At 43.3% G+C, this 12297-nt stretch carries 8 protein-coding genes and 3 tRNA genes; all 11 read left to right on the top strand.

Annotated features, from left to right (window positions below; translation table 11 throughout):
- Nucleotides 1–6 precede the first annotated feature (6 nt).
- The gene (locus JMX50_RS08110) at nucleotides 7–1605 is read left to right on the top strand and encodes an McrC family protein (RefSeq protein ID WP_227670977.1); all 1599 of its coding nucleotides are present in this window, start codon (nucleotides 7–9) and stop codon (nucleotides 1603–1605) included.
- Nucleotides 1606–1851: 246 nt separating this feature from the next.
- Nucleotides 1852–1928, top strand: a tRNA-Pro gene (locus JMX50_RS08105).
- 93 nt (nucleotides 1929–2021) lie between these two features.
- Nucleotides 2022–2098, top strand: a tRNA-Arg gene (locus JMX50_RS08100).
- Between the two features lie 38 nt (nucleotides 2099–2136).
- Nucleotides 2137–2212: transfer RNA gene (locus tag JMX50_RS08095), tRNA-His, on the top strand.
- 283 nt (nucleotides 2213–2495) lie between these two features.
- Nucleotides 2496–3803 (top strand): RNA-guided endonuclease InsQ/TnpB family protein, encoded by a 1308-nt coding sequence (locus JMX50_RS08090; protein WP_201629161.1) that lies wholly within the window; start codon nucleotides 2496–2498, stop codon nucleotides 3801–3803.
- A 548-nt stretch (nucleotides 3804–4351) separates the two neighbouring features.
- A complete protein-coding gene (locus tag JMX50_RS08085; RefSeq protein WP_201629160.1) occupies nucleotides 4352–5293 on the top strand; it encodes an AraC family transcriptional regulator in 942 nt (313 codons plus the stop codon).
- A 340-nt stretch (nucleotides 5294–5633) separates the two neighbouring features.
- Nucleotides 5634–6815 carry a hypothetical protein gene (locus JMX50_RS08080; RefSeq protein WP_201629159.1) on the top strand — a complete coding sequence of 394 codons (1182 nt, stop codon included), beginning with the start codon at nucleotides 5634–5636 and terminating at the stop codon, nucleotides 6813–6815.
- A gap of 79 nt (nucleotides 6816–6894) precedes the next feature.
- The gene (gspF, locus tag JMX50_RS08075) at nucleotides 6895–8097 is read left to right on the top strand and encodes a type II secretion system inner membrane protein GspF (RefSeq protein WP_201629158.1); all 1203 of its coding nucleotides are present in this window, start codon (nucleotides 6895–6897) and stop codon (nucleotides 8095–8097) included.
- 517 nt (nucleotides 8098–8614) lie between these two features.
- Nucleotides 8615–9076, top strand: coding sequence for a type II secretion system major pseudopilin GspG (gene gspG / locus JMX50_RS08070; protein WP_201629289.1), 462 nt, complete (start codon nucleotides 8615–8617; stop codon nucleotides 9074–9076).
- 289 nt (nucleotides 9077–9365) lie between these two features.
- Nucleotides 9366–9923, top strand: a complete 558-nt coding sequence (locus JMX50_RS08065) for a protein-disulfide reductase DsbD N-terminal domain-containing protein (protein ID WP_201629157.1) — start codon at nucleotides 9366–9368, stop codon at nucleotides 9921–9923.
- 98 nt (nucleotides 9924–10021) lie between these two features.
- Nucleotides 10022–12226, top strand: coding sequence for a protein-disulfide reductase DsbD (gene dsbD, locus JMX50_RS08060; RefSeq protein ID WP_201629156.1), 2205 nt, complete (start codon nucleotides 10022–10024; stop codon nucleotides 12224–12226).
- The last annotated feature ends 71 nt before the right edge of the window (nucleotides 12227–12297 follow it).

Raw genomic sequence — 12297 nt, 5'->3', positions numbered from 1 at the left:
CTAGTGATGAGTAGAATGTTACAGTCTGAGGGCAAAGCAATAGGTAGCAGCGCTAATGGTGCTAATAGCGCTAATAGTACTAATAGCGTCAATACAACTATGACTGATACTCATATCATCACGGTGTTTGAACACCAACGTTTAACAGCGCGTGATTTTGTACACGTAGCGGATTTTCACTGGTTAATGGCGCAAGAATATGCCGTTTTTAGTATTAAACGCCAGCAAGGACAATGGCAGCTAAAGGTTGGCCATTATATTGGTATTATTTTATTGCCAAGTGGTATGACACTTGAGATATTGCCCAAGTTGATGGCAAAAACGTCTAGCAAGCACAATCCGCAGCAACCATACGAGTTATCCAAATTCAACTCTATCAACCAGACGCGGCAATGGGTACAGGATATGCTAGCTGACTTAACCAGTAGCAGTCATGATAAAAACAAGCTACCCAATACAAAAAACTTAGGTCAATTTAGCAATCAGTTAGCCGCGCTACCACTCAAAGCACTGCCATTATCAGACTGGCTGATTGCGCAGTTTTTACAGCGTCTATCTCAATATCGACCGACCAAGCATTATCAGGCACAAATTCATAACCAAGCAGCGCTACAAGGTCGCTTGCTTATCAAAGAACAGCTGCGCCACAATAGTATGCACCCGCATAAATTTGTCTGTGAGAGCAGTGTGCTAAGCCAAGAGATGCTCAGTAATCGCTTGATTAAAAGTGCGCTGGTTTTACTTGCACCGCTATTTTCAGCATCACCGCCATCATTACAGCAGTGGCAACAAGTAGCAGTATTAAGTCGCTATGAGCTGAAGCGGCTTGAGCTGCTATATCAGCAAGCAAAACGCCAGTTAGCGCTGCAGCCTTTATCTCGGCAGCAATTACAAGCAGTACAGCAGTTATTAGATTTGGCTTATTGGCTCTTGCAACAATCTGACGCCCATACCGGTAATGGAATTGATCCGAATCCATCAGCCGCTCTCAATCCCTCTCAACCACGCTTATGCTTATTGGTTGATATGAATCAAGCGTTTGAGCAATGGGCAAGCTTGCGTATAGCGACAATGTTTCAGCAAACCAATTCGGCTTATAAGCCCTTATTCCAAACACAAAGCGTCTGGCTAAACGATGCAGAAGGGCAGGCGTGTTTGTCTATTCGTCCCGATTTATTGATATATAAAGCAGCTGCTGACAATGGTGATTATCTCGGTTTAGGTCAGAAGCAAAATCAGGATGATATAGCAGTCAGTGAGAGTGAGAGCGCAGGTAACTGTAGCTTAGGTAGCTATAGCCACGTGATTGATATGAAATGGAAGCATCTAGCGCACGCCGGTGCGATTAGCGCCAATGACGCCTATCAGTTGACCAGTTATGCGCAGGCTTATCGTGCAGAGCAAGTATGGTTGGTTTATCCGGTGCAAGATGATATCAGGCAACCCGTCGAGCTTAGACAACAAGCGTATGATAAAGCTGATAGTGCAGACTGTCGTAAAACACCTGACCAGCAGTCAAATCTCGCCCGATTATGGCTGATACCTTTTAATGTTATTACGGGAAAGATAAATGGTGGCTTGCTTCCAGACGTAAATGTAGTATAATGAGCGCTGTCGAAAACGACAGTATGTATTATGGTTGATAAAATCAACGTTGCGTTAACGCTATTTGCATGAAGATTTAAGGTTTTTAAAAGAGTTTAACGATTCTTTGAAAATAATCAAAAATAAGTGTTGACACAACCGGCTTTAACCCTTAATATGTGCACCTCGATAGCAAGTAACACTAACAAGTTAGCGGTATTATCGATAACGAGTTAAACAAAAAACTATCGTGATAATAGAAAATTTCGGAGTGTGGCGCAGTTTGGTAGCGCATCTGGTTTGGGACCAGAGGGTCGTAGGTTCGAATCCTATCACTCCGACCATCTATTTAAAGAGCCTTACAGGCTTTTTTTTATGTATAATGGTTTAGTTTCTGCTATGCTAAACTTACCAAGATATATAAAAGTCCTCTAAGAGCGCCTGTAGCTCAGTTGGATAGAGCATCTCCCTTCTAAGGAGGTGGCCGCAGGTTCGAATCCTGCCAGGCGCACCATTTAGCCTGTCAATCTTGCCTTTTTGGCAACAGTTATGGCGGTTGTAGCTCAGTTGGTAGAGCCCCGGGTTGTGATCTCGGTTGTCGTGGGTTCGAGTCCCATCAGTCGCCCCATATTTTATTCTGCATTACCTTCCTCACTACATTCAAAAAATATTAAAATAACTCTATTTGCCATTACTGGCATTTTTTCGTGCCTGTCTGTTTAATATTTATGCATGCTCTCTAAATTATGATGCCATGCAAACTATCTAGAAGCGAAAGAGGACTCCACCCGACATTAGGGTGGAGGTGAATTTCGCCTAGTGTTTATTATATTTTTATACAAATTAGCTACTGTATGAAATCTAAATAATCTTTAGAATTTATATTCTATCAAACAAAATTAGTTGCGGTAATGAAAATCAACAAAGCGTATAAGTTTAGGCTTGAGCCTAATGCAGAGCAGGAGATTATTCTAAATAATCTTGTCGGCTCTGCCCGCTTTGTTTGGAATCAAATACTAGCGATCTCATTTGAGATGTTTGCCAAAAATGAATTTATTAATGCCACCAACTTGGTTAATAAAATCATGGATCTAAAGAACAATCCTGATTTTTCTTTTTTGAAATCTCAATCAAATGCGGTGTCCTTGCAGCAAAAGATTCGTGACTTGGCATCGGCTTGGTCAAGATTTTTCGACCCTAAAGCTCATGCCAGGCTCAAAGAAAATAAAAAGAAGCCTCGTCAACCCAAGTTCTTTAAGCTAAGCGATGGCACAGAGATTCTACTTCGTCCCCTTATGCCAAGATTTAAGCGCAAATCCGATGGCTGTGACTCAATCAGGCTTGTTCAGTTTGATAAGTATTGCCGTATTGAAGGCAACCGCGTCAAAATACCTAATGGCATTGGTTTGGTGAAGTTTAGAAAATCACAAGACATTATCGGCACCATTAAAAACATCACTATTAGCAAGAAATCAGGGCACTGGTACGTGTCTTTTGGTACGGAGCGAGAACTGGATCAAAACCCAATTCACCCCTCTAAAAGCGCCATAGGTATTGATTTAGGTGTCACTAAACTCATTACCACCTCAGAAGGTCAGCACATCAAACCCAAAAACAGCTTTAAAGCCAATCAAATTAAACTGGCCGCATTACAGCGCCAATTAAGTAGAAAAGTCTTATTCAGTCAAAACTGGAAAAAGCAGAACCGTAAGATTCAAAAATTACACCATCACATCGCCAATATTCGCCATGATTACTTGCATAAAATCACGACCGCGATCAGCAAAAACCACGCCATGATTGCTTGTGAGGACTTAAAAGTAGCCAATATGTCGAAATCTGCAAGCGGTACGCTAGAAAACAAAGTGCGTAACGTCAAAGCCAAGTCAGGATTGAATAAATCCATTTTGGATCAAGGCTGGGGCATGATGATTGATATGCTTGAGTACAAGCAGCACTGGACAGGCGGATTACTTGTCAAAGTCAATCCGCAATATACCAGCCAAACCTGCTTTGAGTGCAAGCATATCGCCAAAGAAAATCGACAAACCCAAGCTAAGTTTGAGTGCGTCCAATGCGGTTATATTGCGAACGCTGATATTAATGCGGCTCGTAATATATTATCGGCAGGACATGCCGTTTTGTCTGCGGAGGGAGGATGCGGTAAAGGTCGCCCGTTGAACCAGAAAACTTGTGACATTCGTGAGAATGTCGCCTAAGAGCTTATGCTTTTAGAATCCCCCGCTTGAGCTTGGCGAAAGTGGTGGGAGTATGTCAATCTGCTGTTTTAATTCTTATAAGTTATAAACTTCCTAGGCATTTAATTATCTAAGCGCCTGCTAGCCTTTTTTCGCTTTTTTTCTTATGATAGATGTTTTTGCTGACTTGCTAGGGTTGTCAAATAAATGTTTGATAGCCGTTCTTAAATCCAGCTGCTAAATCAAATTATTTGCTTGATGTTTCTAGGTGTTTTTAGACGTTTTTTTGCTTCGACTTTATTAAAAATAAAACTTTTATCGTTAGTTCAAAATAAAATTGATACGTTAATAGTGATGGGCGATGCGAAGGGTATAAATCCTCCTTGCTTGCGGCTATCACAGCGGCCACGCAACATTCACCCCAATCGCACTGTATCGGTTTTAAAGTGAATCCTTTATAGCAAATAAAAATTGCACCTTGAGTGCTTTAAGAGATTTTGCAGTGATAAGCGCTTTGTCTCTTTTTAAATCTGATGGCTATTACGCACATATTACTGAGGAAGTGATGGATGGACGCACTGAGCGTGTTGCTACAAAATGTGCATTTATTCGAAACGAAATATTATCGTTTAAATGGCGCTGGTCATTGGTCTTATTCAATCACAAGACAAGATACGATTTTATTTTATTTGGTGATGTCGGGTGGTTTTGCTATCGATGTCGGCAATGGTCCGCGAGAAGTGCATGCCGGTGACATGATTATGGTTCCAAGTGCCCATAAGCATGTCAGTTACGCGCTAAATCATCATGGTGATAATGCTGCATCGTTAGATGAGTCATTGGCAAATTGTCAAAAACATACATTGGATCTTCAGGGTGAGGTTGACGGTGAACCCAATTCGTCGCTGATATTGATTGAATGTAAGTACGATAAGGCGATGATTCGGCCTTTATTGTCCGTCTTGCCAGCGATATTGCCTGAAATCAGCGAAGAAGCTGATGGTCGGTTTGAAGTCATTGATGTCGAGATTCGGCTGCTGACGTTAGAGACTGAACACGAGCGTATGGGCAAAGCTGCGGTCATCAATCATTGGGCAAGTATTATGATGATTGAATGCCTGCGGGTATATATTGAAAGTCTACCTGAAGCGACTGATAATTGGCTCATCGCCATGAAAGATCCGTTTTTGACCAAAGCGCTGGTAGCGATGCATGAGTCGCCAAGCAAAAATTGGACGATTCATAAGCTCGCTGAGGTGGCAGGAATGTCACGCTCAAGCTTTGCGCAGCGTTTCAAGGAAGTGGTCGGCATACCACCATTGACCTATTTGATGGATTATCGCCTGCGCTTAGCCGCCCGTTATTTGCGGTTGCAGCAAAATAGTATTAGCCGTATCAGCGAATTGGTCGGTTACGCCTCAGATTCGACCTTTAGCCAAGCCTTTAAGCGTGTTTATGGTGTCTCGCCAAAAGCCTATCGCCAGCAGTATCAGCAGCAAACGCTTGCTTAGTCAGATCTTAACTGTCGTACATCTTTAAAAAGCGCTCCGGCTATTTATGTGCCTGAGCGCTTTTTTTATTCAATACTCATTATTGATTGGATGTTTTTACTGCTTAACAGACCCTTTATCACTGAGTTTGATGCCTAGTATTTTGGTGATGGACAGCTGACAATGTACTGAGGTTCAGGTACTATAGAATCATGAGTTGCCCAAGACTAGATGTACTGATGCGCGTTGATGCGTTGATTTTTTAGCAGGTTATATCTCAATCTCATGGTATGACAGCCATGCGATGGTGATAGCTAATAGGACTTGGGTAATGTTGATTTTTTGCAGCTGATGGTATTTTATGACTGAACCGACCGCTAAACCAACCGTAACCTTAAATGATTCTCAAGGCGCTACTATGCCTACTAATCATACAGACGACGTTAATAAAAAAAGCGTTAATCAAAAAGACGTTAAAAGTAAGGTAAAAAACAATCAGCGAACGGTAAAAAATAAGCAAAAAGGTCAAGTGACGGCTGCGCTTGATAAAGCGGCATTATTAGCATTATTTACTTTGCCAAATGCTGAGCATAACTCTGACGAATTATCAGTCGACAATCTAGCAGCTGAAAAATTGGCAACTAAACAATTACCGCTTGAACAAGCTGGCGTGAATAGTGACAACGAAATACCTGCTAATCAAATATCTACTAACCAACTACCTGCCCATCAAACGCTAAGTACTGCCAACACAGAGACCAATGTCGCCGCTCAGCGCGTGGCGCTTTATCGTGCTCAGTATGAGCGTACGCGCCAGCTCTATATGGCATCTGCTGCGACCCGTCCTACTTATTTGGTGCAAACGCTAAAAACACAGTTTGCAGAATATCAGCAATATTTACTGGCGCAGCAGCTGGATAAACGTGGTCTTATGGATACCGATGGGCTAGAGCGGCTATGGCAGCAGCTGCATGTGGTTGATGATATTATCGAAGATATTGTGCGTCATATGCCCGCGCAGCAGCCCGCCGGTTGGCAGTTAACGACGCAAGACGGGCACAATCCACTACGCTTTGCTACCATCGGTAAGCTCAAACATGGCAAGCCTATTCTAGATCAAGGCAGTTTAAACAGTTATGTTCTTGGGCACTTTGGGGTTAGCAGCTTTACTTATGACCGTGGCTATTATATTGGTCATGTGGTTGGTTACTTATTTAGCTGTTACTTCTGCGCCCATTTGTCTATCAGTTATGGGGTTACAGCGCTAGGTCCGCAGGTCGTGAGCGACTATGAATACGCCAGTCTAGAGACGCCACATATGGTGCGACTGCTACAAGGCTTGGATGGTTATTGCAAAAAACGTATTTATCAGCTCGCAGTTATTTGTGCAAGGTTGAGCGTATTTGCCAGTGACAAGCGTATCGAGCGAATGCTGATAGCTGAGGTCAATGATTTCGATAAAAAGCTGCAGCAACAGCATTTAGATGTTTTATTATTACAAGGTTTAATGCCCGATAGCAGTGATTCTACGCCGCTTTTCTAAGATATTAATTCTCTATCATTTACGTTAAAACGTCGATTTATCACCCTTTTTAACTGACCACCTTAGGATATTCGCTGCTATGCCCGCTTATCATTATAAAGCGTTAGACGACCATGGCAGTGTCCAAAAAGGCTTACTTGAAGGCGATTCTGCGCGGCAAGTGCGCCAGCAGCTGCGTGATAAACAATGGACGCCCGTTGAAGTCACAGCTGTCAATGACCGACAAAGCCAAAATAAAAACCGCTATAAAAAACCGTCTGCTTATGAATTGGCATTGCTGACCCGTCAATTATCAGTATTACTGGCCGCCGGTATTCCACTCGAAGAAACCTTAGCAGCAGTTGCTAAGCAATCGCCAAAAACTCACATAAAATCACTTATGCTTGCGGTGCGCTCGCATGTGCTAGAAGGTTTAAGCTTAGCGCGGGCGTTGCAACAAGCGGCCAGTTTTCCGCCGCTTTATATTGCCACCATTGCGGCAGGGGAAAAGTCAGGTCATTTAGATTTAATTCTTAATCAATTGGCAGATTACACCGAAAACCGTTTTGCCCTACAAAAGAAAATCCAAGGGGCGATGGTCTATCCGATTGTGCTGATGGTGATGGCAGTCGGGGTGATTATGGGGCTGATGAGCTTTGTGGTGCCCAAGATTGTCAAAGTTTTTGAGCAATCTGAGCAAGCGCTACCGCTCATTACCCAAATTGTCCTAAGCTTATCAAATATCATTACCCAGTGGTGGTGGCTAATGCTACTGGTATTGGCAGGGGTAGCGTTTTTGTTTTATCGCTTTGCCCAAACGCAAGCGGGTAAACTGGCGATAGACAGCATTGTGCTAAGACTACCGATATTGGCGCGTTTATCAAAAGGGCTTAATGCCGCACGTTTTGCCAGTACGCTTGCGATACTGGTACGCTCAGGTGTGCCGCTAATTGAAGCGTTACATATTGGCGCGGCTGTCACCACCAATTTACATATTCAAAAAACCATCATTACCGCTGCTGATAGGGTGACAGAAGGCTCGAGCTTATCGAGTCAATTAGACAAGTCCAGCTACTTTCCGCCGATGATGGTGCAAATGATTAAAAGTGGGGAAAACTCAGGCGAGCTTGAAAACATGCTCAGCCGCGCGGCTAATATGCAAGAAGCGGAAGCGACCAATTTTATCAGCACCTTACTGTCGTTACTTGAGCCGTTGATGCTAGTGCTCATGGGCGTGGTGGTGATGATTATTGTGATGGCAGTAATGCTACCGATTGTTAATATGAATGATTTGGCAGGCTAGTAAACACCATTTTTTATATGGTTTAAGTCGCTTCAATTCAATTATTCTACTTCCAACCTATTCAAACTTCCTTTTTATCCACCTTACCAAATCCTGCGCTAGCTTTCTTAAGCTTTGCTCACTGTTGTACATTGTTGAAGAGGCGGGCTATATACTTCAGTCCGCTTAGGCATTGGGTTATAGTAGCTAGCGTCAATCCGCTTTGACTTTCACTTTGTATTCTAAAGGTTTTATATTATTTATTATCTGCTCATATGAGATTTGCTACTTTTGTCAGGTTTGGATTGGCAAAACCATTAACCGTAAGGATAATCTAATCGCAGCGCTGGATAAAAATAAAATCATGGTCTATAGTGATAATCGATTCAATATTCATTAAGACCACGCTAATATTACCTGAGCGCTCCTGACCACTTATATAACTGTGACGATAAAAGCGATGATTATGACTAAAAAAAACCAAGTAAATATGATGCCGCAGACTGTTATTGATAATGCTCAAACACCTGTCGCTATTATGAATGATGATAGCAAAACCACGGTGCGCGGCCATCAGCCAATGCGCAGTAGCCAGTCTGGGTTTACTCTCATTGAGATTATGGTGGTGATTGTGATTTTGGCTATCCTTGCAGGCTTGGTGGTGCCAAAAGTGGTCGGGCAAAGTGATAAGGCTCGCGTCAAAACCACTGAAACGGCGCTTGCTACGGTATCCAATGCCCTTGATATGTACAAGGTTGATAATTCACGTTATCCAACCACTGCCCAAGGTCTAGAAGCATTGACCACGCCGCCCGCCGATGCGAAAAACTATCCTGATGGTGGTTATATCAAAGGTGGTTATCCGACCGATGGTTGGGAAAATGAGATGCAGTATGTAGCGCCGGGTAGTGAAGGTCGACCTTATGATCTATTTTCGTTGGGTGCAGATGGGCAGCAGGGCGGTGAAGGGCAGGATGCGGATATTTATGCTCAGTTATAAGGCTAACCGGAAGCATTATTAGAAATAAGCCGTCAGTTATTCGCTAATAATTGAGTTTTTATAGGTTAAGACCGTATCAATACTCTCTAAATATCAACCAATAAGGCTTTATTGGTTGATATTTTTTATTAAAACTAAAATAAGTATCAGTACAGATTATAAGCAGCAATATCGTTACTGTATGCTCTGATATTTATACTATCGCCAAAACAGTCAGGGTTTAATCAGCGCTTATTGCAAGCGGTTATAACAAGCGATCATTAAAATCCGTCATCAAAGGTAATTATTTATGTCTATAAAAACAGCAACTGTTATTAATACACGCGTTTCTCGAAAACCTCACTTACTGGCATTTGCTCTTATGAGCAGCGCATTGCTGACAGGATTATCAATGACGTCGATGAGCGCGCAAGCAGCAGGTCTAGGTGAGCTGTTTGGCAATAATAATGCGGCGCAATCGAAGTTTTTGCCGGTTGATAAAGCCTTTCAAGTGGGCAGTGTAACCAAAGCGACCTCTAAAGGTACGCAGTTATCGATTACTTTTGATATCACGCCCGGGCATTACGTTTATAAAGACAAGCTTACTGTCAGTTTTCCTAAGGGCATCAGTGCCACGCCGTTTAGCTTCAATCAGTCGCCAGTGTCTATTGATGATCCAACCTTTGGTAAAGTGCCTGTCTTTACGCAAAAAAATATGGTCGCAACCACCACGCTGACCACCAATAATGGCAAAGGCGCCAAAAATGTACCGGTTATCATTGGCTGGCAAGGCTGCTCTAAAGCTGGTTTGTGCTATCCGCCAGAGAAAATCAAAACCACGGTAAATATTGCTACGGTACGTAAATAAATAATCCCGTAAGCAAATAATCACGTAAATAGATAGCGCTTCAATTCAAGCAAGCATAGGTAATACATAGCATATTAGTCATCAATAGGTAGCGTTTCATGTCCATTAAGACAGCAGAAAAAACTTCATCGCAAACCACGATTCGTGCTTCCAAAAAGTCGTATCTCTTAGCATTTACTATCGCCAGTGGCTCGTTATTTACCGGTCTTTTACCGACGGGGCTGACTGCGCTAGTTGCTACTGGAGTGAGCGCGACCTCCATGTCCACGCAAGCGGCAGGACTGGGTGATTTATTCGGTAATAAAAGCGCTGCCCAACCGAAGTTTTTGTCAGTTGATCAAGCTTTTCAGGTCAGCACTAGTAGCAAACCTGCCGCTAATGGCACGCGCTTAGCGATTAATTTTGACATTACGCCTGAGCATTATGTTTATAAAGACAAAATTAAACTGACCCTGCCAGCGGGCGTTACTGCTGCGCCTTTTACCTTTAGCCAAAAGCCAATTTCAATCGATGATCCAACTTTCGGGCGCGTACCGGTATTTGATCAAACCAATATGGTTGCCAGCACCATTTTGACCAATAGTAATGGCAAGAGCTTGGATAATGCCGCTGTGACGATTGGTTGGCAAGGCTGCGCCAAAGCTGGACTATGCTATCCACCTGAAAAAATCAACACCACGGTTAATATTGCTGCAGCAACGCCACAGCCTGCCGCAAATAGCGCCAGCACTTCCGCTACAAATTCTACAACGAATGATAGCGTTGCAGACAGTGCTCAGTTATCTACAAGTGCAACTGAGGCTAATAACGCTGCTGTAGAGCAAAACCCGTCAGATGATGAAGTGGTTGATTATGCCTTGCTAGATGATGAGGCTTTGGATGCAGAGCTTGGTGCTAGCAATACCATTTCAGGTGCCGATGAACAGGTGGTAGGTGGCAATGTCACAAGTGAGGCTGCAGACAATGGCGCTGCAATAAATAATGCTGCTGCAACAGACAAAAATACAGTGACTGGCAATAATGCGGTCGATAGCGATCCTTTTGGTTTGGCTTCTCATCCGTGGTTAGCATTAGTATTATTATTTTTGGCAGGGTTAGGTTTGGCATTGACACCATGCGTGTTGCCGATGCTACCGATTGTTGCCAATATCGTTGCTCGCGAAGATAACCCAACGGTGAAACGCGGTGTTATTTTGACCAGCAGTTATGCTATTGGTGTCGCAACGGCTTATGGTATTTTGGGTGCGGTCATCGCTGTGTTTGGCGAATCCTTAGGTATTATCGGTTGGCTGCAAAACCCTATTATCTTGATTAGCTTTGCCATTGTTTTTGTCCTACTGGCGTTATATATGCTAGGTGTATTTAGCATTCGTCTGCCAAGTTTTATTAGCCGTAAAATGCAAGGCTTAAGCCAAGCGGGGGATAGTAAACTTGGTAGTACGGGCGGTAGTTTAATCGCCGGTTTCTTATCTGCTTTAGTAGTATCGCCGTGTGTTTCTGCGCCATTATTTGGTGCGCTACTGGCAGTATCGACGATTGGTAGTCCGCTACTTGGGTTTGCCGCCTTATTCATGCTGGGTTTTGGTTTATCAGCGCCGCTTATCTTAATCGGTGCCACCCAAGGTAAAATCATGCCTAAAGCTGGCGAGTGGATGAACTGGGTTAAGCAAGGTTTTGCCTTATTACTCTTTGCCGTTGCACTGTTATTGATTGAGCGTGTCTTTATCTCACCTGTGATGCTAATGGTATGGGCACTATGGTTTATGGTCGTGGCAATGTGGGCGTGGAGCTGGTTGGGTAAAGGTCGTATGCTGACCCAAGCACTAGGATTGATTGCTGGTATTTGGGCAGCTTGTTTAATTATTGGCGCCGCATTAGGCAATGACGATAGCTTACATCCGCTGGCGTCATTGAGCGCCGCGCCGATGATGCAAACGACGTCAGGTCAGCCACTGGCCAATAATAATGCGACAGACGAACATATCACCACCCTTGCCGAGCTCGATACGATTATCGCCGCCAACCCCAAAGTTATTGTCGATTTGACCGCCGACTGGTGTGTTGAATGCCGGATTATGGACAAGAATTTATTTCATAATCGTCCCGCGCAGATGCAAGATTGGCAGTTGGTACGACTTGATATCACAGAAACCACAGATGATTCCAAAGCTATCTTAGCGCGTTATAAATTATTTGGTCCGCCAGCCTTGCTCTATTATCAAGATGGTCAATTGACCAATCAGCAAGTTGGTGAGATTGGTCGCTCAGAGTTTGAACAAACCTTAGCGGCACTAAACCAATAACGCCATTTAGATAAGTCTTTCTTTATTCTTAATAGAAAAAAGCCAACGTCCTTTAATAATAGGGCGTTGGC

Source organism: Psychrobacter maritimus, from assembly GCF_904846345.1.
Classification (GTDB): Bacteria; Pseudomonadota; Gammaproteobacteria; order Pseudomonadales; family Moraxellaceae; genus Psychrobacter; species Psychrobacter maritimus.
This window is presented reverse-complemented; position numbering and strand designations above follow the sequence as displayed.